Origin of the sequence: Actinoalloteichus fjordicus, assembly GCF_001941625.1 — a bacterium.
Taxonomy (GTDB): domain Bacteria; phylum Actinomycetota; class Actinomycetes; order Mycobacteriales; family Pseudonocardiaceae; genus Actinoalloteichus_A; species Actinoalloteichus_A fjordicus.
Genome location: NZ_CP016076.1, coordinates 4,209,519 through 4,233,129 on the forward strand (window position 1 = coordinate 4,209,519; position 23,611 = coordinate 4,233,129).

General features: G+C 70.1%; 14 protein-coding genes. 4 read left to right on the top strand and 10 right to left on the bottom strand.

Annotated elements, in window-relative coordinates; all coding sequences use genetic code 11:
* Positions 1-69: 69 nt before the first annotated feature.
* From UA74_RS17990 to UA74_RS18000, 5 genes are all read right to left on the bottom strand, one after another.
* Positions 70-2,880 carry a family 78 glycoside hydrolase catalytic domain gene (locus tag UA74_RS17990; protein WP_232237310.1) on the bottom strand — a complete coding sequence of 937 codons (2,811 nt, stop codon included), beginning with the start codon at positions 2,878-2,880 and terminating at the stop codon, positions 70-72.
* Positions 2,881-3,116: 236 nt separating this feature from the next.
* Entirely contained in the window at positions 3,117-3,245 is a 129-nt protein-coding gene (locus UA74_RS34025) for a hypothetical protein (RefSeq protein WP_257787476.1), read from the bottom strand.
* Positions 3,245-3,439, bottom strand: coding sequence for a hypothetical protein (locus UA74_RS32080; RefSeq protein ID WP_157434282.1), 195 nt, complete (start codon positions 3,437-3,439; stop codon positions 3,245-3,247). The genes UA74_RS34025 and UA74_RS32080 overlap by 1 nt, the downstream gene beginning before the upstream one ends.
* Complete coding sequence (locus tag UA74_RS17995) at positions 3,436-4,296, bottom strand: AfsR/SARP family transcriptional regulator (RefSeq protein ID WP_075741311.1); 861 nt, start codon at positions 4,294-4,296, stop codon at positions 3,436-3,438. Before UA74_RS17995 ends, UA74_RS32080 begins: the two co-directional genes overlap by 4 nt.
* Positions 4,297-4,867: 571 nt before the next feature.
* Positions 4,868-5,158 carry a hypothetical protein gene (locus tag UA74_RS18000; protein ID WP_075741312.1) on the bottom strand — a complete coding sequence of 97 codons (291 nt, stop codon included), beginning with the start codon at positions 5,156-5,158 and terminating at the stop codon, positions 4,868-4,870.
* Between the two features lie 581 nt (positions 5,159-5,739).
* Here UA74_RS18000 and UA74_RS18005 point away from each other — a divergent pair.
* Positions 5,740-6,018 carry an SHOCT domain-containing protein gene (locus UA74_RS18005; protein ID WP_075741313.1) on the top strand — a complete coding sequence of 93 codons (279 nt, stop codon included), beginning with the start codon at positions 5,740-5,742 and terminating at the stop codon, positions 6,016-6,018.
* 241 nt (positions 6,019-6,259) lie between these two features.
* Here the strand turns inward: UA74_RS18005 and UA74_RS18010 are convergent, their stop codons facing one another.
* Positions 6,260-6,985, bottom strand: a complete 726-nt coding sequence (locus UA74_RS18010) for a hypothetical protein (protein WP_075741314.1) — start codon at positions 6,983-6,985, stop codon at positions 6,260-6,262.
* 658 nt (positions 6,986-7,643) lie between these two features.
* Between UA74_RS18010 and UA74_RS18015 the strand changes: the two genes are divergently transcribed.
* The 3 genes from UA74_RS18015 to UA74_RS33700 all read left to right on the top strand — a co-directional run bounded on the left by UA74_RS18015 (position 7,644) and on the right by UA74_RS33700 (position 9,148).
* Positions 7,644-8,498: a siderophore-interacting protein gene (locus UA74_RS18015; RefSeq protein WP_075743941.1), complete on the top strand. Its 855-nt coding sequence runs from the start codon at positions 7,644-7,646 to the stop codon at positions 8,496-8,498.
* 114 nt (positions 8,499-8,612) lie between these two features.
* Positions 8,613-8,849: a hypothetical protein gene (locus UA74_RS33695; protein WP_232237311.1), complete on the top strand. Its 237-nt coding sequence runs from the start codon at positions 8,613-8,615 to the stop codon at positions 8,847-8,849.
* Positions 8,846-9,148 carry a PNPOx family protein gene (locus UA74_RS33700; RefSeq protein WP_232237312.1) on the top strand — a complete coding sequence of 101 codons (303 nt, stop codon included), beginning with the start codon at positions 8,846-8,848 and terminating at the stop codon, positions 9,146-9,148. The genes UA74_RS33695 and UA74_RS33700 overlap by 4 nt, the downstream gene beginning before the upstream one ends.
* 445 nt (positions 9,149-9,593) lie before the next feature.
* Here UA74_RS33700 and UA74_RS18025 read toward each other — a convergent pair whose 3' ends face one another.
* The 4 genes from UA74_RS18025 to UA74_RS18040 are packed head-to-tail and all read right to left on the bottom strand — an operon-like array spanning position 9,594 to position 23,592.
* Positions 9,594-10,649, bottom strand: a complete 1,056-nt coding sequence (locus tag UA74_RS18025) for an MDR family NADP-dependent oxidoreductase (RefSeq protein WP_075741315.1) — start codon at positions 10,647-10,649, stop codon at positions 9,594-9,596.
* Positions 10,646-12,397, bottom strand: coding sequence for a phytoene desaturase family protein (locus UA74_RS18030; RefSeq protein WP_075741316.1), 1,752 nt, complete (start codon positions 12,395-12,397; stop codon positions 10,646-10,648). Before UA74_RS18030 ends, UA74_RS18025 begins: the two co-directional genes overlap by 4 nt.
* Before the next feature lie 34 nt (positions 12,398-12,431).
* Positions 12,432-14,099 (bottom strand): phytoene desaturase family protein, encoded by a 1,668-nt coding sequence (locus tag UA74_RS18035; protein ID WP_075743942.1) that lies wholly within the window; start codon positions 14,097-14,099, stop codon positions 12,432-12,434.
* Complete coding sequence (locus UA74_RS18040) at positions 14,089-23,592, bottom strand: non-ribosomal peptide synthetase/type I polyketide synthase (RefSeq protein WP_075741317.1); 9,504 nt, start codon at positions 23,590-23,592, stop codon at positions 14,089-14,091. Before UA74_RS18040 ends, UA74_RS18035 begins: the two co-directional genes overlap by 11 nt.
* Between the last annotated feature and the right edge of the window lie 19 nt (positions 23,593-23,611).

Below are 23,611 nucleotides of genomic sequence, written 5' to 3' on the forward strand. Positions count from 1 at the left end.
GACAGGAAGACTCGACGACCTAGGGCTCGAGATCGAAGTCCGCCCCAGGTCGTCGATATTCCAGGTGGATCAGCGCGGCCCGGTCCCCCGCACCGGGATGAACTTCGCACTCCCCGAGCCGACCTCGAAGATCACCCGGTCCTCGGTGGTCTCGACGTGGCGCGCCGGGGTCCGGCCCGCGGACCGGTAGGTCATGCCCTCGATCCTCGGCAGCTCCACCCTGGCGGTCACGTTGACCGGAATGTCCATGTCGGCACGGACTCCGCGTTTCGTCCGCTCCCAGTCCAGCGACACCGGTCCGCGCTGAGTGTGCACGGTTCCCTCGGCGTCCGCCGGTCCGGCGGCGGGCGGCACGATCAGCACGGTCGCCCCGCCCGGCTCGCCGAGGCGGATGCCGAGCATGGTCTCGACGACGTCGACGGCGGCCTGCGCGCCCCAGCCGTGCGACTGGCTGTGGTTGGTGCCCTCGTCCAGGGTCCAGGCCTCCCAGGTGAAGGTTCCGCCCTGCTCCAGGATGTTCGCCCACCCGAGATCCTCGCGGTCGGTGAGCAGTTCCAGCACCGCGTCCGGCCGGTCGGCGTCGGAGAGGGCCTGCAACAGCCAGTGCGCCGTCATCGGTCCCTGCCGCATCCCCATCGAGGTGAGGTGGTCGGCCAGCGCCGAGTAGTCCTCCTGCGGGGCGATGCCGAACGCGATCGCATAGGAGGTCGAGTGCTGGCCTCGGTGCGTGCTCTGCGTCCCGTCGGCGTGCAGGCCGTCGACGTAGACGCCCTCGGCGTCCCGCAGGCGCTCGTTCATCGTGTCCGCCAGCGCCAGCTCCGCCTGGCGATAGTCCGCGAACTCCGACGCCGGCCGCTCCAGCACCTCGGCCATGTCGGCCGTGCGGCGCAGCACCTCGACGGCCTGGGCGTTGATGGTGGTGCGGGCGGCGGCGTCCATGTCGTAGCCGAAGCGGCCGGGCGCGGGCCAGTCGACGATGCCGTACTCGTAGGCGCCGCTGCCGCCGGACAGCTCGGTGACCAGGCCCGCCGTCGGCCCGTCCTCGGGGATGTGGCGCAGCACGTACTCGGCGGTCTCGCGGATCGCCGGGTAGGCCTCGGCGAGCAGCTGGCGGTCGCCGGTGACCTCGTAGTACCGCCACACCCAGTCGACGAACATCTCGGTGTAGTCGGGGATGTCGCGCTTGCCGTCGCCGTTCGGGTAGACCGCGTTGTATCGGCCCGCGTCCTCGCCGTCGGCCCAGTGCCTGGCCTGGGAGGCGAGGAACTCGCGGATCGCCTGCCGGGTGGCCTCGCGCTCGCCGAAGCCCTGCATCGTCGCGTAGGAGATGGTCACGGCATCGCCGAGGAACTGCCCCTTCTCCCTGGTGGGGGTGTCGACGAACTGCTCCTGCACGGAGTACAGCGCCGACCGCTGCATCATGTCCCAGACCTCGGTGAGGGTCTCGTCTGAGCTGTGGAAGCTCGCCTCCTCGTCGGCGGGCACGGCGGTGTGCACGAGGACGGCGGAGACGTCCTCGACGTCGATGTCCTCGCCCGCGTCGGGGATCTCCAGGTAACGGAAGCCCAGATGGGTGAAGGCCTGGTATTCCTGGGCGCCGTCGACCTGGGTGTAGGGGAAGGTCATCACGGTGTCCTGAGTGGACAGCCGGTCCGCCGACACCCGCCCGTCCTCGGTGAGTTCGTAGCCCGCGAGGATCGGCACGGTCCGCCCGGTCTCGCCCTCGTCGAAGCGCACGACGGGCCGCGCCGGGATGATCACGCCGAAGTCGGCGACCGGCGTCCCGTCTTCGGCCCTCAGCAGTTCGACGGCCGGGATCTCGGTCTCGGCCAGTCGTGTCTCCTGGCCGATCAGCCGGGTGAAGGGCTCGGCGGGACGGGCGCCAAGGCTGGTCGCGGCGAGCCAGTCGGTGTCGTTGAAGCCCGGTCGCGCCCAGTCGGCGACGATGCCGCGGGCGTCCTGCGCGTCGACCCGGTCGCCCTCGCCGTTGCGCCTCGGCGCGTCGGCGACGAACCGGGTGTCGCGGGCGACCCGCCAGGTGTCGTCGGTGACGACCACCTGCCTGCTGCCGTCCTCGTGCTCGATGACCAGCTTGTGCAGCAGGCCGGGCGCCGAGGACGGTCTGCCCTGTCCGCTGCCGTACCAGTGGTAGCGTGCCCCGACGGCCAGCGGCTCGCCCGGCTCGACGAGGTCGGTGACGTCGGCGGCCTGGTAGTAGCCCTCGTCGGAATGGGCGAAGGAGGTGCCTCGATCGGCGCGCTCCCCGTTGAGGAACAGCTCGTAAGTGTGGTCGGCCGCCGTGTAGGCGCGGGCTCGGATCACGGGGCTGTCGGCGACGACGATCTCGGTGCGCGCCAGGGTGTAGTCGTCGGCCTCGGTGACGTCCCGGCGGATCCACTCGGCGCCGTCCCAGTCCGCATCGCCGAGGCCGGTCTCGAATCTCGCGGGCTCGGCCCACGGCGAGACGCTGCCCGCGCGGTCCCAGGTGCGGACGGTCCACCGGTATTCCCGGCCCGCGACGAGGTCCGGGCCGGTGTAGGACACCGAGGACTGCTCGGCGGAGGGCTGTCGGCGGCTGTCCCAGACCTCGGCGCCGTCGGCCGCGCGGTGGACTCTGATCTGGTAGGCGGTCTGCGTCTCGTTCGGGTCGCGATCCTGCGGCAGCCAGCCGAACGAGGGCGGTCCCTCGACGTTCAGCGGCGCCGCGCCGTCGTCGACGGTCAGGGACGACGGGGCCTGCGGGGCACGGTTGCGGGCGTCGCCTGCCGCCGATCCGGCGGGGAGTCCGATGCCGACGGCCAGGCCGACGGCGGACAGTAAGGCGGTCCCGATCACGGCACGTCGCTGGCGCATCGTCGCTCCCAGAGGTTGGTCGGTCACTCACCGGCACCCTAGGCAGCCGGTGGAACGGTAGCGAGGAAACAGCCGGATTCGGCCATTCACCGACAGCCGCAGTCTCCACCGTCCCAGGGGAAGGGGGACGCCGGCGAGGACCGAGCCGAGCAGCCTGCACGTCTCGCCTGGGGGAGGACCTCCGCTGGAGTCTCGGGACTGCGGACCCGACGGGCGACCGTCCCGAGGGGGAGCGTCTCAAGCGGCCCACGCGCGTCGACGCCTCAGTCGCCGAGCAGCACGAGGATCCGACGATCGGCAAGGCGGGAACGGTACAGCGCCGCCCGCTCGGCCAGGCCGTCCGGCATGACCGCGTCGGTGACGCCGAGCGCGCGCAGCAGCTCCGCCAGCATCACGACCGGTTCCCTCGGCAGATCCGAGGTGCCGCGAGATCGAGGTGGAGCTGCCCGTCGGGAAACAGCCCACGCACCTGGTGAGCGGCGTGCACGGCCAACGTCGACTTGCCCGTTCCCGGCGGGCCCACGACCACCGGAATGCGACCGACGGCGGGCGGCGCGCCTGCGGCGAGACCACCACGACCGGTCAAGGTCGCGAGCAGGCTGTCGAACTCGGCGACGCGGCCGGTGAGGTCGGGATGTCTGAGGGAAGCTGACAGACCGGCGATAGCACCGGCTGCGGCAGCTCGCCCGCCGAGTCGAGTGCGGGATCAGCCCGCAGGATCTGCTCGTGCACCATGCGCAGCCGAGGCCCCGGATCGGCGCCGAGTTCCTCGGCCAGCAGTCTTCGGACGTCCTGGAACACCGCCAGCGCCTCGGCGTGCCTGCCCCCTCGATAGAGCGCGATCATGTGCAGCTCGCGCACTCGTTCTCGAAACGGGTGTTCGGCGGCCAGCCTGGACAGCTCGGCGATCGCAGGCACGTTCTCGCCGCGCGACAGATCGAGTTCGGCCAGCTCCTCCCATGCGCGGACCCGATACTCGTCGAGGCGCGCTCGCTCGGTCACGGCGTCGGCGGTCTCGATGCCGCTGAAGGCCGGGCCGCGCCACAACGCCGACGCCTCGCCCAGCCCGAGCCGCGCGCCTGCCTGATCACCGACGACCCGACGCTGCACAGCCTCGGCGAGGAGCCGGACGAACCGTCCACTGTCGAGCTGTTCCGGGCTCACCCGGAGCAGATAGCCGTGGCCGACCGACTCCAGCGTGCGACTGTCCAGGCCCAGCGCTCGGCGAACCTCCCCGACGTACTTCTGCACGAGGTTGACCGCACTCGGTGGCGGTCTGTCGCCCCAGACGACGTCGATGATCTGTTCTCGATCGACCCGATCGTCGGCGTGCAGCAGCAGGACCGCCAGGACCAGCCGTCGCTTTCCCGACGGCAGTCGCACCGCCACCGAGCCCCGACATGCCACGACGGGCCCGAGTACCCCGAAGAGCAGTTCTGACATGCCGCAGGCTCCGCTCCCCCCAGTGTCCGTTCCGGGCTGGACTCGCATCGCCCGTGCGTCCGTTTTCCCGGCGGAGGCGCTCCTCTGTTCGCACCATTTTCGCGTAGGCGGCCTCGATTCCACCGTGCTTTTTCGAGGGACCGCCGCCTGCCGCAATTCGACTGGGCGGTGTTGTCTTCTGTTCGGCGTCGTCGGCCCGACTGCACCGCCGCACCGTTGCCTCGTTCACGACGATGTGGTGTCCCCCATGCCAAATCTACTCGGCGACGACGAGCAATGATCGGTAATTCACTCGCCGGATGCCCGCCCTGCACCCGATCGCCGATCCGTTCCCGACGAAACTGGAAGCTCTTACGTCTCATCGATGTTCCGCAGCGGTGCAGCGGTTCTGCCCCGACCGATGACAGGGTTCCGGCCGGCCGAGCCTGGGGTCTTCGGCTGATGACGCAGGAGGCTGACATGCACAAGGGGATCATGATGATCGTCTGCGCCGTGCTCATGGCGCTGGGCCCGGTCTCGAGGGCGACGGCCGCCGATCCGCCCCACCCGGCCCGACGACGGATCGAACCGGTCAGCGGGCCCCGCAGGCCCGCGAGGACTGCTCGACAGCGGGATGAAACGGCCGGCGGAGCTCGACGAGGTGGAACGTCGGATCGCCCGGCCGGCGCGCGACCTGATCGACCGGGGGGTGGCCGAGGACATCCTGCGCGATGACGTGGCCGCCGAGGTGCTGTTCGAGATCTTCACCGGGCTGTTGGGCAACGTGTTGCGCCTGGTGCTGCTGAATCGTCTCGGTGCAGAACAGGCGGGCGCCGTCGTCGCCGCCGTCTTCCTCGATGGCGCGGGCCGGTCCGCACCGCACGGGACGGCTGACCGGCCTCAGGTCCGTCGACTCCGTCGACCGGCCGCACCGCCTATACGGACAGCGGACCCGCAGGCCCGTCGGCGGCGACGTCGTCGGCCTGCTGCACGGGCGTCGGTGCCCCGCCCGACAGGACCGAAGGGTCCCGCCATCAGGGCTTTTCGACCCTGGCGACGGCCCCGCCGTGCGCGGCAGGGTGGAGGACGTCCGATTCGGAGAGCGATTCGGGGTCCGACTCGGATGCGGGCAGGGGTGTGGCCTGGTCCAGAGCCGCCAGGCAGCAGTCGGGTGAGCACACCCGGTGCCCGGCCGGGCGCGTACATCGTCGTCCCGACCGGGCACGGCCCGCGACCTCAGTCCGGCGGGCAGGCAGGTCGGCGGTCGCTACAGACGCGGACGCCGGCATCGCGCGGCTCGCCGGGACGGGGTGAGGAACATCGTGGGCTCGGAGCACTCCGAGCCCACCACGTCCCTCGACGGCCCAGGAACTCGACCAGGCTCAGCCGAACTCGCCGGGCGAAGCACGACAGCCGCGCCGAGGTGCGCGAGCGGACCGGCGGCAAGGACGGGAGGCAGGCGTCATGCCGTACTGGGATCACGGTCAGGCAGGCGGGGGCTGGCTCATGCTCCTCGGAATGCTCATCTTCTGGGCCGGGCTGATCACCGTGGTGGTGCTCGTGCTTCGCCGGTTCGCACACGCGTCACCTCGGCACGGCGGTTGGGCAGGCGGCGACCAGGGCGGCGGCGCGTACCACGTCCTCGACGACAGGTTCGCCCGAGGCGAGATCGACAGGGACGAGTACGAGAGTCGACGGGCGACCCTGCGCGAGTCACACGGCAGATCGGAATCGGGGCGCTGACCGGTAGCGGCCGAGTGTGGTTCATCGGCAGAACCGGAAGGCCGGTTCGACCGGCACAGGCGGAACCATCCGAGCGACGGGCTCGTCAATTCTGGGGATGCAGGCGGGCAACGGAGTTCGAGGGACCGCCGAGGCCGGGCGTCGAAGCAGACGACCCGGCCGTTGCCTGCGCCCGAACCCCAGCCGTCGCCCGCACCTGCGCCGAGACGGACGACGACGACGTTCGTCCCCACATCCGCCGTCAGGACCGCCAGGCGACGCGGGCGCCCGCGACCCAGCCGCCCGCACAGGACTCCCGCAACTCGGCGGCCCGCAGGGCGTCGGTGTAGGTCTGTCCGGGATTCGCGAGGTGGACGTCCGGAGGCACCACGCCGAGCCGGAAGCCGTAGAGGACCACCACCTGCCCCGAGGACGAGGCGGCGGCGAGCCACTCCGGGGCGGCCGTGATCTCGGCGCGAGCCCACAATCCGTCCTCGTCGTCGCGCAGTTCCAGGCCGCCGTCGGCCCGGCTCAGGGTCCAGCCGGGCGCGTCGTCGACCGCCGAGGCAGGCGTGGCGACGCGGCCGCCGAAACCGGCCTGCACGATTATCTCGATCTGCAGTTCGGTGGCGGCGCCGTCCCCGTCGGTGACCATCAGCGTCCGGCGGGGCTCACAGAGCAGCACGGGGGCCGGTCGCACCGGGTGTCCCGGCCCGGTCACCTCGTCGGCGTCCCGCGCAGCCTCCGCGGTCGGCTCGCCCTCGGCCTGCCGGGGCGTCGCGTCGTCTTCGGCGGTGAGCGCCGGATGCCCGGCAGGCAGCGCCCGGCCGACGACCTCGGTGTCGGCGGCGATGCGCTGCGCCTCGGTCGGCTCCGATCCCTGCGCGGTGACCGGGCGGGAGAGCGTGGGCAGCCGACCAGTCGGAACCCGCCGCTCGGCCGCCGTGGCAGCCTCCCGGCGTTGACGCTTCGCTCGACGTCCGCTCATCTCCCGAGCCTGCCCGCTGCATCTCGACCCGCACACCGCACTCACCCCATCGAGGGACCAGGGCCGAGGCGGCCCGTGATCCCGAGTTCCGAGGTCACAGGCGGCCTCGCTCGGTGGCTGCGAGGCAGGCCCGGTGCAGGCTGGGCGGCGACGTGGCGCCTCGGCGCCGTCGGAGGCGCGGTGGGCACCGCAGACCGGTGCACGATTCGCGGTGCGGGGCGGCGACCGACCGGCGACCGATAAAGCACCGACGGCGACCCAGCTGTACGGCGTGCCGTTGTCCGGACCGAACGGACCGGCAGGCCCTCGCCCGGCTCGGCCACGTTCCAGCCCGACCCTGCCACCGACTCGGCCCGGCTCAGCCGGCCCGGCCACGGCCCCGATCCGAGATGTGACCGTGTTCATGGGCGGGGACGATCCAGCCGAACGTCAGATAACTTAGGCTTACCGAACTTTAGGGCAGCCAAGGCTAAGCAACACCCGGAGAGTCTCCTGATGAGTTCCACCCCGCCGCGCCTCCGGGGCCCACTCGCGGCGGCCCTGCTCGGCCTTCCGGGCGGGCACGATCCGGTGTCGACGCACGCAGCACCGTGGTCGCCGAGAACGAATCACGTCGACATGAGACGGTCCCCCGCGACCGTCGGTGCAGGAGCAGCCGATGTCCGTCAACACCGAGATCCGCGCCGCACGCTCCGCCGTGGTGCGGCCGTTCTCCCTCTTCTACATCACCGCGACCGCCGTCCGTTCCCTCACCCCGAACATGGTGCGGGTCACCTTCGGCGGTCCGGACCTGGCCGGGTTCACCAGCGGCGGCCTTGATCAGCGGGTGAAGCTCTTCTTTCCGCTGCCGGGCCAGGACGTGCCCGCGCTGCCCCCGCCGGACGACTGGTACCAGGCCTACCAGGACATGTCCGACGAGGTCCGGCCGATCATGCGGACCTTCACCATCCGGACCCACCGCCCGGACGTCCAGGAGATCGACATCGACTTCGCGGTGCACGGCGATGTCGGCCCGGCATCGCGATGGGCGATCCGGGCCCGGCCCGGGGACGTCCTCGGACTGCTCGGCCCCGACGTGCGTCATCCGGCGGGCAGCGGCGTGGAGTACCACCCGAGTCCGTCGGAATGGCAGCTCATCGTCGGCGACGACACGGCGCTGCCTGCCATCGGCGCGATCATCGAGACGCTGCAGGCGGGCACCCGCGTCCGCGCCTTCGTCGAGGTCGCCAGCGACGCCGACGTCCAGGAGTTCGACACCGGCGGAGACGTGGAGATCACCTGGCTCGCCAGGACGGGAAGCCAGACCACGCCTGTATCCCGGCTCGTCGAGGCCGTCCGGAACGCCGATCTGCCCTCGGGCACCGCCTACGCGTGGACGGCAGGCGAGTCCGGCATGATCCGCGAGCTGCGCAGGCACCTGCTCACCGAACTCGGCTGGGATCGCGGTCAGGGCTACTTCGGCGGTTACTGGCGGGCCGACAGCACCCCGGAGCCGACGGATTCCGACGACTGATGCTCGACGCCGCCGCCCGCGCCCCCGCAGACCGGTGGTGCGCGGGCAGGCGGCGATCCGAGGGCAGGCGGGCCGCGGCCGTCGCCGGGGACGAGCACACCGACGAGAGGCGACATGACAGCACGACTCGACCCGACCGAGGACGTTCGGGCGGTGACCACCGAGGCCGAGCTTCGCGAGATCGTCGACGAGCCCCTGCCGAGGATCGCCGAGAAGGCCATCCCGTTCGTCGACGCCGAGTCTCGGCGGTTCATCGGGGCCTCGCCGTTTCTTCCTGCTCGCCACGACCGGCGCGGACGGCAGTCTCGACGTCTCCCCGAGGGGAGACCCGCCCGGCAGCGTCGGCGGTGACGGCGGACGGCCGCTCGGTGGTGTTCGCCGATCGGGAGGGAAACCGCAGGCTCGACAGCCTTCGGAACATCCTGTCGCACGCGCGGGTCGGCATGCTCTTCCTCGTCCCCGGCATGCGCGAGACGCTGCGGGTGAACGAGCGCGCGACCCTCGTCAGGGACGCCCCGTTCCTGCCCCGGCTGGCGCTGGCGGGGCAGGACCCCGAAGCTGGCCGTCCTGGTCGAGATCGACGAGTTGTTCCTGCACTGCGGACGCTCGCTCACCAAGGCAGGCCTGTGGGAACCGGCCGACTGGCCTGATCGCAACACCGTGCCCGGCGTCGGCGAGCTGATCAGCAGCCTCCGCGAGGCCAGAGAGCGATCGGCGACCGACGGCGGGGCCGCGAGCGGCTGACCGGCCTCGCCAGGACACGGCCGGGCGGCGTGGCCGTGACCAGTGAGAAGAGCGCGAACAGCGGCGAGTCCGCAATGCAGGGACCGAGGACACGGCTGATCACAGCGCCGGTGGGTGTACTGCGCATCGCCGTGTCCTCGACGGGTCGACCGGACACGGTGCGGCGCACTCGACCCGACCGGCGACGGCCACCGCACCGCCGCACCGGGGGCTCCGTGTAGTTGCCCCATCGGGCCGGGACGACCGCCCGGCCGCCCCGGCCCCCGCTCTTACCCTCCCTATCGGCCCCGTGCGTCGGGCACCGACCCGGACCGCCTGTTCAGTCCAGCAGGCAGCCCACACCCGGATCGCTCACAGCTTCACCAGCACCTTGCCGCGATTGGCGTCCCGGTCCACATACAGGCTCCGATAGGCGTCGGGGATGTCGTCGAAGCCCTCTCGGATGGTCTGGTCGTAGGCGATCTCGCCTCGGCGGACCAGGCCGCCCACCTCCTCGTGCAGCGCTGCCCAGTTCTGCTCGGTGAACCACTCCAGCGAGAAGATCCCTCGGATCGTCGTGCGCGGGAACATGATGTAGGGCAGCAGCCTCGGTCCGACGTACTCGGCGCCGACCTGGGTCGCCCACTGCCAGCACACCGCCACCTGACTGTCGATGTTCAGCATCGTGAACGCCACGTCGGTGATCGTGCCGCCCAGGCTGTCGAAGTACCTGTCGATGCCGTCTGGCGCCGCCGCCGACAACGCAGCCCGCACGGTGTCCGCGTCGTCGCCCTGGCGGTAGTCCACCACCGTGTCGAAGCCGAGTCCGATGAGGTACTCCGCCTTCGCCGCCGAACCGGTCGTGCCGATCACCCGCGCCCCGGCCCGCATCGCGAGCTGGCCCACCAGCGACCCGAGCGCGCCGGAGGCCCCGCTGATGAGGACCGTGTCGCCGTCTCGGATCGTCATGAACTTGGTCAACGTGCCCCAGGCGGTCATGCCCGGCCCGCCCATGATGCTCAGTGCCGTGGAGATCGGCAGCCGCTCGTCGTAGTCGGCCGGGTCAAGCCGACGATAGGACGGGAACACCATCGGGAAGGTCCCGGTCTGCCACAGAGCGGGGGTGCCGTTGCTCACGACATGGCTGCGCCAACCGCCGAAGCCCTGCACCAGGTCGCCCGGCTGATGGGCGGCCGCAGGGCCGGCCTCGATCACCTCCATGATCGAGTCCGCCCCCATGTGGTCCCCGATCGGCGTGTCCAGCGCGATGCCCTGGAGGTAGGGATCGACCGACACGTACAGCGTCCTGAGCAGCATCTCGTCGTCCTTCAGGACGACGTCCACATCCTCCGTCACCTTCTCGTAGATCCGGCGTACGTCGGGGACGCCCGCCTGGTGTTCGGCAACGACCCATTTGTCGATCTTCACTGTGCTCCTCGCTCTGCTGACCGCGATCCTGCGGCGACGGGTTCGGGGGCGGGCTCCGCTGCGGGCCGCCGGGACGGTCCGACCGGGATGACGACGTGCGTCGGCAGCGGCTTCGTCTCGTCGATCGAGGCGGTGAACTCGCGGCCGTCGTCCCGGCAGACGAACTGCATGACGTGTCGGCCCGCCGCCGCCGCCCGGATGAGGCCGCCCGTGGTGGCCCACACCCCGGAGAAGTAGAAGTTCTTCAGGCCGGGCAGCCCCGGCCCGTACTTGCGGACCAGGACCTCCAGGGTCTCGCCGCTCTCCACGAACGGCTGCCAGCCCAGCACCGTGCCGTCGTAGTTGCCGGTGTACCGGACCTGGGTGAGCGGGCTCGACATGTCGCGCACCGCGACGGCGTCGGTCAGGCCGGGAAACCGCTTCTCCAGGAACGAGAGGATGGCGTTGCGCACCTGCCGTTTGGCCTGGTGGTAGTCGCGCCCGTGCCGCACCGGCAGGGTGTGCAGCTCCTCGCCCTTACGGATCCGGCTGGCCTGCTCCGGCCCGTCGTTCAGCTCCCGCCACGGTGCGATGTCGCAGAAGTAGGTGGCGTAGACGACGGTCGTCGCCTCGGGAGACAACTCCGGATAGTGCATGCTGCGGAACTGGACGTTCATACTCGAGTGGCGGATGCCGATCATGTCGGCCGCCTCGTCCTCGGTGAGCAGATACGTGGTGCACGGCTCGCCCTCGGGGAACGGACGGCGCAGCCCGAGGAACAGGATGAAGTAGCCGGGGAACACCATGCCCGGCTCCTCGATGGTCTGGGTATAGAGCTTGCGGTACTCGTCGTTGAGGTACCGGCCCTGGAGGAACTTCATCGTGGTGGTGTGCCCGTCGGCGGCCGAGACCACGATGTCGGCACGGACCTCACGGCCGTCGCTGAGGCGGACGCCGACCGCCGTGTCGTCCTCGACGATCACCTCCTCCACCTTGGCGTTGTAGGTGACCTCGCCGCCGAGCCGCTGGTAGCGCTCCTCGATCGACCGGGCCAGGCCCATCGACCCGCCCTCCGGCACGCCTGCGGACAGGTTCGCGTGCGAGGCGAGTTGGAAGTAGTTCGGGAGCACCGGGAAGGCCGGATGCCGCTCGTACAGGATGAAGTTGAAGGCCTCGCGCAACAGGGGATGACGGAACTTCGCCGAGTAGTCCGACATCAGCACGCTGATGGACTTGCGGACGACGTTGAAGTACGGGAGGTAGCGGGACAGCATCCGCCAGCGCTCGGTCGTCTTCATCAGACCGACGGGTTTGAGGAACGGGTACACCGCAAGAGCCTTCTTGAACTTGCGCAGGCCGTCGCAGAAGTCGCGGATGTGCCGGGCGTCCTCGGGTGAGATGTCGGTCAGGTGCGCCTGGAGTCGATCGGGGTCGGAGTAGAAGTAGACCGCCTGGCCGTCCCGGCCGCGCACGATGTTGAAGACGTCGAAGTGCCGCATCTCCTTGCCCTGCAGGGCACCGAGCTCGAGCCAGATCTGGTGCATCTCGTTGCCGGGCCCGTTGCCCAACAGCCAGCTGATGCAGCAGTCGAACGTGAAGTTCCCCCGATCCCAGGACGTGCAGCACCCGCCGGGGAACTCATGCATCTCGAAGATCCGGCTCTCGTAGCCGTTCATCTGTGCATAGCAGCCGGTGGACAGTCCGCCGAGGCCCGCGCCGATGATGATCATCGTCTTCCTCGGGCGTGTCGGGGTGGTGGTGCGTGCCATGTGATCTGCTCCTCGGAGTTGACGCCTCGATCGGTTACTGCACGGGCCGGGAGTCGAGTTGGGGAAGGTGGCCGAGCTTGTCGGGATGCCACGGCTCGCCTGCGGGGCTCTCCCAGGCCTGGAACTCCAGGCCCAGCTCCTCGCACAGGAACTGCGTGACGAATCGCCCGGTGGACGCGGCGCGGATCAGGCCGCCCAGGCCGACCCACTGGCCCGCCATGGAGAAGCCGTGCAGCCCGGGCAGCCGCATGTGCTCCTTGTTGATCAGCTTGGCGGCGAGGTCGTCGGCATCGGAGAAGGCCTTCCAGGCGAGGATGCTGCCGTCGTAGTTGCCGGTGTAGCGATTGGTCGTCGCAGGCGTGGCCACGTCCACGAGCTCGATCCGATCGGCCAGGTCGGGCATCCGCCGGGCCAGCAGGTTCCGGACGAAGTCGGCGAGCCTGCGCTTCTGCGCCCAGTACTCGCGGCGATTCGAGGTGCGCAGCGTCTTCCAGTAGGAGTAGTCGCTGAAGTAGGTGCAGTGGATCACCGACTTGCCCTCCGGCGCGAAGCCGTCGGAGTACTGGGAGCGCAGCTGCACGACGACGCTGTTCTGCAGCGCGCCAGGCAGCTCGGCGGCCTCCTCGTCGGACAGCAGATACGTCGTGCTGTGCATCTGGTCCGGATGGAAGTCGCCCTCGATGCCGACGAAGGCCGAGACCACGGCGGGGAACAGGGTTCCCGGCCTGGTCAGCAGCTCGTCGTAGAGGCGGTCGATGGTCGGACCCGTGTAGTGCCCCTCCAACAGGTCGTAGATCGTGGTGCGGCCGTCGCACGCCGCGACGATGTGGTCGGCGTAGAGCCGCTGCCCGCCCTTGAGTTCGACGCCGATCGCCCGGTCGTCCTCCACCAGGATTCGCCCGACCCGAGCCCGATAGGTGATGTCCCCGCCGAGGGAGGTGTAGCGCTCCTCGATCGAACGGGCCAGGCCCAGCGAGCCGCCCTGCGGGAAGCCCGCGTTGTCGTTGTGGGCGCTGGCCATGTTGAACAGGAACGGCAGGAGCGGGAAGTCCTCCGGGTCCTGGAAGAAGATGTTGCGGAACGCCTTGCGCAGCAGCGGATCGGTGAACCGGTCCGCGAAGGTGTGCATCTGCGTGGCGGCCGTCCGCCAGAACAGTCGGAAGGCGGGCAGGACGGTGCGCAGCTTCTTGAGCTTCTGGCCGACGCTCTCCAACGGCGGCGGCGTCAGGAAGGGATACAGGTCGATCGCGATGAAGCGCCGCAGGTCGCGGCAGAACTGCTGGATCAGCTTCCGGTCTGCAGGCGAGATCGCCAGCAGGTGTGCCTCCAGCCGATCGGGATCGTTGTAGAACGTCACCGATCGGCCGTCGGAGTCGACGACCTTGTTGAAGACCGGGAAGTTCCGCATCGTCTTGCCGTCGAGCGCGCCCAGCTCCCGCCACACCTGGTTGGCGTCGTTGCCCTCGGCGGTGCCGATCAGCCATTCGATGCAGTAGTCGAAGATGTAGCCGTCGCGAGACCAGGCGGTGCAGCAGCCGCCCGGCAGCACGTGCTTCTCCAGGATTCGGGTCTCCATCCCGCTCATCTGGGCGTAGCAGCCGGTGGACATCCCGGCGACCCCCGCCCCGATGACCAGCACCCTCGGCCTGGTGCCGGGTGGGCGCTCGCGGCTGCCCCACCCGGCGACGAGGTCACGCACCACCGACGCCACCTCCCGTGAGGATCTCCCTGGTCAGACCGGCGTTGCCCGCGAGGAAGTCCTCGTCGAGCATCTCGGCGTGGCTGCCGAAGCCGCGGAACACCGAGGTGCTCGTGGTCGAGGTGCCGTGCCAGGTGCCGCGCTGCGCGGCGCCGTAGAACTCCACCTTCTGCTCGTCGGAGATCACGCTGACCGAGGCGCCGACCATCCCGAGGTTCGGCGTGCGGCTGCAGAAGCGGATGTAGTCCCTGGCCTGTTCCAGGGTCTCCTGGGTGAGGATCTCCGAGCCGGTGTGCTTGCGCAGGTGCTCGCCGAGTTCCTGTTCGAAGGCCTCGAAGCGCTCGCTGCCCAGTTCGAAGGCCTCCGGAATCCGATAGGAGTCCATGATCACCACGTTCGGGACCACCCGTCCTCTGGACTCCAGGACCTTGGCGACGTCGAAGGCGAGGTTGCCGCCCAGCGAGTAGCCGAACAGCGGACACGGGCCTTCCGGCGCGAGCTCCTCGATCAGGTCCGCGTACTGCGTCACCTTGTCGTCCCCGGCGAGGTAGTTGAACGCGACGAACTCGTGTTCTGGCAGGTGGGCGGCGAACCTGCGGTAGATCAGGCCGTGGCCGCCCGCAGGTGGGAAGCAGAACACCCTCGGCCCCTGGCCGATGTTGAACCGCAGGTAGGGGCGGGCGCCCGCCAGCCGACCGGTGACGATGTGCTCCACGGTCCTGGCCATGCCGTGCAGGGTGGTGACGGTGAAGAGCTGGCTGACAGGGATGCTGATGCCGAACTCCGCCTGGAGGTGGTAGATCAGCTCGATCAGCCTGATCGAGCTGCCGCCCGACTCGAAGAAGTCGTGCCGCAGGCCCACCTGGTCGAGTCCGAGCAGCGACTTCCAGTGCTCGGCCATCCGCACCTCGTAGAGGGTCACCGGCGGCTCGTACTCCTGTTCGTCGTGTTCGCCGCTCGGTGCGGGCAGGGCGGCGAGGTCGACCTTGCCGTTGGGCGAGAGCGGCAGCGCGGTCAGCGCCACGAAGTGCGAGGGGATCATGAAGGTCGGCAGCCGCTCGGCCAGGTGACTGCGCAGGTCGCGCAGGTCCAGCTCCGCGCCGGGCGACGCGATGCAGTAGGCGCACAAGGTCTGCTCGCCGCGTGCGTCCGGTCGCAAGGTCACGACGGCCTCCGCCAGCTGCGGCCAGTCGGCCAGCTGCGATTCGATCTCGCCGATCTCGATGCGATGGCCGCGCACCTTGACCTGTCCGTCGACCCGTCCGAGGAGCTGCACTCGTCCCTCGGCGTCCCAGCGCGCCAGGTCACCGGTGCGGTACAGCCGCATCGCCTCGGCGCCCGGCACCGCTGCCGTGTCCGACACGTGCCCGTTGCTGGGGCCGGACCCGTTCGTCGACGCCGGGTCGAGTGCGAGGCCGCTCGGCGTCGGCGCCCAGTCGACGAACCGCCGCGCCGTCTGCTCCGCGTCGCCCGCATAGCCGATGGCCACGCCGTCGCCGCCTACCCACAGCTCGCCGGGGACGCCGACCGGAACCGGCTGGGCGTGCTCGTCGAGGATGTAGAGCGTGCTGTTGGGCAGCGGCCTGCCGATCGGCACCATCTGGCTCGGTTCCAGGCCGTCGGCCGAGCCTTCGAAGTAGGCGCTGTCGATGGTCGCCTCGCTGAGCCCGTAGGAGTTGACCACCCTGGTCTGCGGCCCGCACAGGTCGCGCAGCCGCTGGTACTCCTCGACCTTCCATGCGTCGGAGCCGACGATCAGCAGGCGCAGGAAGTCCAGTCGCAGCCCCTCGTGGTCGCAGGTGTTCATCAGCGCCCGGACGACCGCCGGGACGAACTCGCCGCAGTCGACCCGCTCGGCCAGCATCGTCCGATGCAGTCGCGCGGTGTCGAACAGCAGCTCACGGGTGACCAGGACCAGCGTCCCCCCGGAGCACAGCGCGCGGACCAGGTCCCCGGTGAAGACGTCGAAGGAGAAGCTCGCCATCTGCAGGTGCACCCGGACGTCGGTGTCCAGGCGGTACTCGCCGCGCCAGGAGTCGTAGGCCGAGGCGAGACTGCGATGGCTGACCTGCACCGCCTTCGGCCTGCCGGTCGAGCCTGAGGTGTAGATGACGTAGGCAGGGGACGCCGCATCGACCGGCTCGGGGTCGAGGGGCTGTGCGGTCTCGGCCTCGCGATGCAGGTCCTCCAGGGTCAGCACGTCCTGGACGACGAGTCCGGACAGGCGATCACGGCGGGCGGCGTCGACGACGGCGAACGCGGCGTCGACGTTGCGGACCATGAAGGCCAGCCGGTCGGTCGGGTGGTCGGGGTCCAGCGGCAGGTAGGCGCCGCCGGTCTTGAGCACCGCCAGCACCGTGACGATCAGCTCGGGCGACTTCTCCAGGCACAGCGCCACCACCGAGCCCGGTCCGACGCCCAGGGCACGCAGCCTGCCCGCCAGGCGCGCGGCCCGGCCGTCGAGTTCGCCGTAGGTCAGTCGCGCGGGTTGCGCCTCGCCCCCGGCGTCGGCCGCCGCGGCGGGCGGCGACGACACGGCGAGGGCGTCGGGCTGCTCGGCGGCTTGCCTGCTGATCAGCTCGTGCACCGGCACCTCGTGCTCGACGACGCGACCGACGCCGCTGAACTCGCCGAGGATGCGGCTGCGCTCCTCGACGCCGAGCAGGTCGAGCCTGCTGATCGGCGTCGACGCGGACGCCTGCGTCAACGACTCCAGCACCGTGACGTAATGCGACGCCATCCGCCGCATCGTCTCGGACAGGAACAGGTCGGTGTTGTACTTGAAGACACAGTGGAACCGCTGGTCCGCCTCCTCCTCGTACACCGAGAGGGTGAGGTCGAACTGGCCCTCCTCCTCCGGCAGCTCGATGTAGTCCAGCCGATAGCCGTACTTCTCGGTGGCGACCTTGTGGACGAGCAGGATGAACATCGCCTGGAACACCGCGGAGCGGCTCGGGTCGTGTTGCAGCCCCAGCTTCTCGACCAGCAGCACGAACGGGTACTCCTGGTTGTCGAGCCCGTTGAGCACGGTGGCCCGCACCTGTTCCAGCAGCGCGGCGACCGACGGGGCGCCCCCGAGGTCGACGTACAGCGGCAGCGGGTTGACGAAGTAGCCGTAGACCGACGAGAACTCCTTCTGCGTCCTGCCGGTCACCGGGCTGCCCACGATGACGTCGTCCTGACCGGTGTAGCGGTGCAGCAGGACGTAGTAGGCGCTCATCAGGACCATGAACACCGTGACGTCGTGTTCCCGGGCCAGGGCGTGCACCCGTGCGCTCAACTCGGCGTCGAGGGCGAAGAACTCCGAGGCCCCGTTGTAGGTCTGCACGACCGGCCGGGGCCGGTCCGTCGGCAGGTTGAGGATCGGGACCTCGGCGGGCAGGTGATCCTGCCAGTAGTCGAGCATCCGCTGCGCATCGCGCCCGGCCAGGAATCGGTTCTGCCAGTTGAGGAAGTCCAGGTAGCTCGCCGACGGCGGTGCCAGCTCGACGCTGCGACCCTCGCGCAGGCCCTCGTAGACCGCGAGGAGCTCCTCGATGAAGGTGAACGTCGAGATCGCGTCGGAGATGATGTGGTGAACGGCCTTCATGATCACCCAGCGGTCGTCGGCGCGTTTGAACAGCCGGAACCGGATCAGGGGATCGCGTTCGAGGTCGTAGGGCTTGCGGTACTCCTGGATGATCATCTGGTAGATGTCGTCCCAGTCGCGGCCGACGACGTCGAACAGCGCGATGTCGTCGGGGATGTCCGCGACGTCGCGAAGCTGCTGCACCGGCCTGCCCTCGTGCAGCGTGAAGTTGGCTCGCAGGCTGGGATGCCGGGCGATCAGCGTGCGCACGGCCTGGAACATCAGTTCGGGTTCGAGTTCGACGCGCACCTCCACGGCGCCGCCGATGTTGTAGGCGAAGCCGTCGGGACTGAGCTGCTTGAGGAACCACAGCGCCGTCTGGTTCTGGGTGAGGGGATGCGCTCGCTCGTCGTCGTAGAGCTCGACCGCGTCGGCCGCCGCGTCGTCGTCGCCTGCGGCGACCAGCTCGACGAGTCCGTCATGGAGCTGGGCGACGGCCTCGCTGATCGGTGCGCTGCTCAACAGCGCCACCACCGGCAACGCCACCTTCAGCTCGGTGTGAATCCTGGCCCGCAGCTCCATCGCCAGCAGCGAGTCGAGTCCGAGGGCGCCGAGGCTGATCGAGGGGTCGACCTGTTCGGTCTTCACTCGGAGCACCGTGGCGACCACCGCCGTGAAGTGCTCGGTCAGCAGCAGCCGCCGCTTCTCCTCGTCCGCGTCGCGGAAGGCGTCCAGGAAGCTGCTGCCGTCGGCCGTGGCCTCGGTGGCCGAGGCGGCGAGTTCGGCCACCAGCGACGGCGGCGAGGGATACCAGGCGAGGAAGACCGGCCAGTCCACCACCGTGGCGACCAGGAGCTGCGCCCGATCCTGGCCGATGACACGTTCGAGGACGGCCATGCCCGCGTCCGGCGACAGGGAGCTCATCCCCCGGCTGTTGCGGTAGTGGTCGATCAGCCCGAGTTCCTCGATCATGCCGGTGGCCCACGGGCCCCAGTCGATGCTCAGCGCAGGCAGCCCACGGGCCCGCCGGTGATGGGCCAGGGCGTCCAGGAACGCGTTGCCCGCCGCGTAGTTGGTCTGGCCCGCCGTGGTCAGCAGCGAGGCGACCGAGGCGAAGAGCACGAAGTGGTCGAGGGGCTCGTCGCGCAGGTGGTGGTGCAGCAGGTAGGCGCCGACCACCTTCGGATCGTGGACGGCGTCGAAGATCGTGCGGTCCATGTCCGGGACCAGGGTGTCGCGAACGTGGCCCGCGAGGTGGAACACCCCTCGGATCGGCGAGGAGGCGTTCGCCCGATACTCGGCCAGCCAGGACGTGAGGCCGTCCTCGTCGGTGATGTCCAGCGGCGCGAGGATCGTCTCGGCACCCGCCGAGGCCAGTTCCGTCAGCAGCCGCACCCCGCGTCCCGCCGGAGTGTCCGGATCGACCTCGTGCCACCGATCGCGCGCCGGGAGCCGCGTGCGACCGACGAGGATCAGTCGACGGGCGCCCCTGGCGACGAGAGTGCGGCACAGCAGCCTGCCCAGCGCGCCGAAGGCGCCGGTCACCAGGTAGCTGCCGTCGGGGCGCAGGCGCAGGGGCAGCGGACGGGTCAGGTCCTCCGCCGTCGTGAGTCTGCTGGTCCGGCGCCCGTCCGCTCGCAGCGCGATCTCGTCCTCGTCGACGATCGAGGCCTCACGCAGCAGCGCCCGTGCCTCGGCGAGTCGCGAGTCCGCCGCGCGGCCGGCTGCCGCGTCGAGGTCGATCAGCTTGCCCCGGTATGGGATCAGCTCCTGGTTCCAGAGCACCCGACCGACGCCCCAGGCAGGTGCGCCGAGCGGCTCGACCTGGTCATCCGAGGACACCGCCTGCGTACCTCGAGTGACGATGTGCAGCCTGCCCGCCGCCGGGGAGTCGTCCGCCGCACTCGCGGACAGCGTCTGTGCGAGCGCGATGAGCGAGTAGGTGCCGAGGCTCTCCTGCGCGGCTAAGGCCGACCGATCGGTGTCCTCGAGGGACGGCAGATCCAGGTTCCAGAGGTGCACGATGGTGCCGAAGGAGGGCACGCCGCCGTCCGCCAGCTCGGCGAACAGCCGGGCGAGCTGCTCGGCCGACCCCGGCTCGACGGTGGACTCCCGCCGATCCGACGCCATCGCGTACTCGAGGCCCGGCCGCACCAGGTGGCAGCGTCCGCCCCGCGTCATGACCAGCTCAGCGAGCTCGTCGGCCACTCCCCCGCCGTCGGCAAAGATCAGCCAGTCCGCCGAGACCGGATCGGCGGCGCCCAGTGCGTCCCGCCCGTCGTCGACCGCCTCCGGCGGCAGGGGCGCGTCGATCCAGTTCACCTCGGTCAGCCATCGGTCGATCGTGGCCAGCCCGACCGTCGTGGCCGCCTTCTCGACGTCGGCGGCGCGGAAGCCGCCGATCCGTCCCAGCGCCACACCCGTGTCGGAGAAGACCACGATGTCGCCGCGCAGTTCGTCGCCCTCGCGACGGGTGACGACGGCATGCACCCACAGGGGTTGATCGCCGACCGGCGCGAACCGGACCTCGTCGATCGACAGCGGCAGCCGGATGCCGGTGGACGAGGGATCGTCGGCGCCGTGGTCGTCGAGGAGCTGCGGGGTCAGCAGGGACTGGAAGCAGGCGTCGAGCAGCGCCGGATGGAAGTGGTGCCCGGCGGCGTCGTCGCCGAGGACCTCGGCGGGGCGGATGCGGGCCAGTGCCTCGTCGGCGCCGACCCAGACCTCCTCGATGCACTGGAACGCCGGGCCGTACTCATAGCCGAGCCGGGCCAGTCCCGCGTAGCAGTCCGGCGAGTCGAGGCGTCGCGCGGTGCGCGCCCGGATCGCGTCGAGGTCCAGTCGCTCGTTCAGTCGCCGTCGCTGTCCGGTCCGCAGCACCCCGCAGGCGTGCACACTCGGCTCCTGCTCCTCGGCGCCGACCGTGGCGATGGTGAATCCCGCGTCCTCCGAGGAGAAGGCGAGCTGGACCGTCTTCACCTCGTCGTCCGGCAGGAACAGGGCCTTGCGCAGTTCGACGTCGGCGATGGTCGCCTCGGCGCCGCCGGTCATCGCCCGCACCGCCTGCACCGCCATCTCCAGATAGCCCGCCGCCGGGAACACGACGTTGCCCTGAATGCGGTGATCGGCGAGATACGGCAGCTTCTCGACGTCCAGCCGCGCCTCCCAGGTCGGCTCGACGTTGGCCATCCGGCGGCCGAGTAACGGGTGGTCGAGCCTGCCGAGGCGGATCTGCTCCACCGGCTTGGGCTCCACCCAGTACCGGTCGCGTTTGAAGGGGTACCGGGGCAGCGTGATCGACGGTCCCTCGCGGTGCAGGGCCGTCCAGTCGATGTCGACGCCCAGGTTGTGCAGGCTCGCCAGCGACATCGCGATCCGAGCCGCCTCGTCCTCGTTCCGTCGGATGGAGGGCAGGGCACGGCCCTCGGCGGCACGGGCGTCGAGGCATTCGCGGATCGAGTGGCCGAGCACCGGATGCGGGCCGATCTCCAGGAAGAGCCCGTGCCCGTCGTCCACCAGCCGGTCGATCGCCGACTGGAAGCGGACGCTGTCCCGGACGTTGTGCCACCAGTAGCTCGCGTCCAGCTCGGTGCCGTGTGCCAGACCCTCCCGGGCGGTCAGGTACAGCGGGACCTTCGCCTCCTGCGGCGTGATCTCGGCCAGCGAGGACAGCAGCTCGTCCTTGACGAGGTCCATCCGCGCGCTGTGATATGGCACCCGGACCGTGAGGAACCTGGCGAAGACCTGTTCGGAGCGCAGGACGTCGGCGATCTCGGCGAGCGCGTCTTCGTCGCCCGCCAGCGTCATGGCCGTCGGGCTGTTGATCGCGGCGATGGACACGCGGTCCCCGTAGGACTCGATCCGTCGGGCGGCGTCGTCCTCCGACAGGCTGACCGCCAGCATGGTGCCGGTGCCGACCAGCTTCTGCTGCAGGCGGCTCCGATGCACGACGACGGTGACGGCGTCGCGCAGCGAGTACACGCCCGCCTCATAGAACGCGGCGACCTCGCCGGTGCTGTGTCCGACGACGGCGTCGGGTCGCACGCCGTAGGACCGCCACAGGGCCGCGAGTCCGACCTGGACGGCGAAGTTCGCGGGCTGAGCCAGCCACGTCTCGGCCATATGGGAATCGGCCTCGTCCGCGTTCATCTCGGCGACCAGCGACCAGCCTGCGAGCGCGGCGATCTCGCGATCGCACCGGTCCACGGCCTCCCGATAGACGGGCTCGCTCTCGTACAGCAGGCGGCCCATCGCCCACCACTGCGGCCCCATGCCGGTGAAGGCCCAGACCAGCCGTCGTCCCTTCTGCTCCCACACCTGGTCGAGCAGGACGTGCGGATGTGCCTCGCCCGCCAGGAACGCGGCGAGTCGTTCATCCAGGGACTCCCGCGAGGAGTACACGACCGACAACCGTGACTCGAGGTGCTGCCGACGATGCGCCAGCGTGCCGCCCACGGCCGCGAGCGAGGCAGGCGCACCGTTGACGCCCGCCAGTTCGCGCTGGATGCCCCGGACGAGGTCGGGAAGGACCGCCGGGTCGCGCGCAGTCAGCGGCAGGATGTTGTAGCCCGGCCGAGGATCCCGATGAGTCGACTCCTCGGCGACCGGCCGAGGCGCCTCCTCCAGCAGGACGTGGGCGTTCGTGCCGCCGAAGCCGAACGCGTTCACACCTGCGCGCGCGGGTCCGTCGTGCGCGGGCCAGTCGGTGACCTCGGTGGGGATCTCATACGGCAGCGCCGCGAGGTCGATGGCCGGGTTGACGTGGTCCAGATTGATGTGCGGCGGGATCTTCTGGTGTTTCAGGGACAGCGCGACCTTGATCAGCCCGGCGATGCCCGCAGCCGATTCGGTGTGCCCGATGTTGGTCTTGACCGAGCCGACGTAGCACTGCGAGTCGGGCTTGCGGCCGATCGCCAGCGCCTGCCCGAGCGCGTTGGCCTCCAGCGGATCGCCCACCGGCGTGGACGTGCCGTGTGCCTCCACGTACTGCAGGTCGCCGGGCGCGATGCCCGCCTCGGCACACACCCGGTCGATGAGGCTGATCTGCGCCTCGGGATTGGGCACGGTGATGCCGCTGGTGCGGCCGTCCTGGTTGACGCCGCTCCCGATGATCACCGCGTGGATCGGGTCGCCGTCACGCACCGCGTCGTCCAGACGTTTGAGTGCGATCACACCTACCCCCTCGGCGCGGACGTAGCCGTTCGCGGAGGCGTCGAAGGTGCGGGATCGGCCGTCGGGCGAGAGGAAGCCGCCCTTGGTCTCGGCGATGGTGTACTGCGGCGTCATGTGCAGGAGCGTTCCGCCCGCCAACGCCAGGTTCGTCTCGCCTCGGCGCAGGCTTCGGCAGGCCAGGTCGACCGCCACCAGCGAGGAGCTGCACGCGGTGTCGATCGAGAGGCTGGGGCCCCGGAAGTCGAAGCAGTAGGAGATGCGATTCGACACCATCGTCATCATCGTTCCGGTGGCCGTGTGGGCCGCCAGCGTGTCGAACGAGAGGTCGGCGAACTGCACGATCTTGTAGTCGAGGGTGAAGGCGCCGACGAACACGCCGACGTCGGTTCCGGCGAGTTCGCCGGGCTTCTGCCCGCCGTCCTCCAGCGCCTCCCAGGCCACCTCGAGCAGCTTGCGCTGCTGCGGATCCATGTGGTCGGCCTCGCGTGGGCTGATGCCGAAGAAGGCCGGGTCGAACTCGTCGAAGCCGTCGATGTAGCCGCCTCTGCCCCCGACCAGGCGGCCGGGTTTGGTCTTGTCCCTGCTGCCGAGCGTCCCGACGTCATATCTGTCCGCCGGGGTCGGTGTGATGCAGTCTTTCCCGTCGAGCAGGTTCTGCCAGAACGTTCGGTAGTCCGACGCGCTGCCCGGCAGTCGGCAGCCGATACCGATGATCGCGACCTTGTCGCGGGCGGCAGGATACTGTGATTCCGTCACCGTGAAATCCTTCGATCGA

Excerpts from the sequence above, each read along its gene's own strand:
- UA74_RS18010 (WP_075741314.1), bottom strand. The coding sequence starts at position 6,985 with ATGAGCGGACGTCGAGCGAAGCGTCAACGCCGGGAGGCTGCCACGGCG.
- UA74_RS18005 (WP_075741313.1), top strand. The coding sequence starts at position 5,740 with ATGCCGTACTGGGATCACGGTCAGGCAGGCGGGGGCTGGCTCATGCTC.
- UA74_RS18015 (WP_075743941.1), top strand. The coding sequence starts at position 7,644 with ATGTCCGTCAACACCGAGATCCGCGCCGCACGCTCCGCCGTGGTGCGG.
- UA74_RS34025 (WP_257787476.1), bottom strand. The coding sequence starts at position 3,245 with ATGCTGGCGGAGCTGCTGCGCGCGCTCGGCGTCACCGACGCGGTCATG.
- UA74_RS33695 (WP_232237311.1), top strand. The coding sequence starts at position 8,613 with ATGACAGCACGACTCGACCCGACCGAGGACGTTCGGGCGGTGACCACC.
- UA74_RS18030 (WP_075741316.1), bottom strand. The coding sequence starts at position 12,397 with ATGGCACGCACCACCACCCCGACACGCCCGAGGAAGACGATGATCATC.
- UA74_RS17995 (WP_075741311.1), bottom strand. The coding sequence starts at position 4,296 with ATGTCAGAACTGCTCTTCGGGGTACTCGGGCCCGTCGTGGCATGTCGG.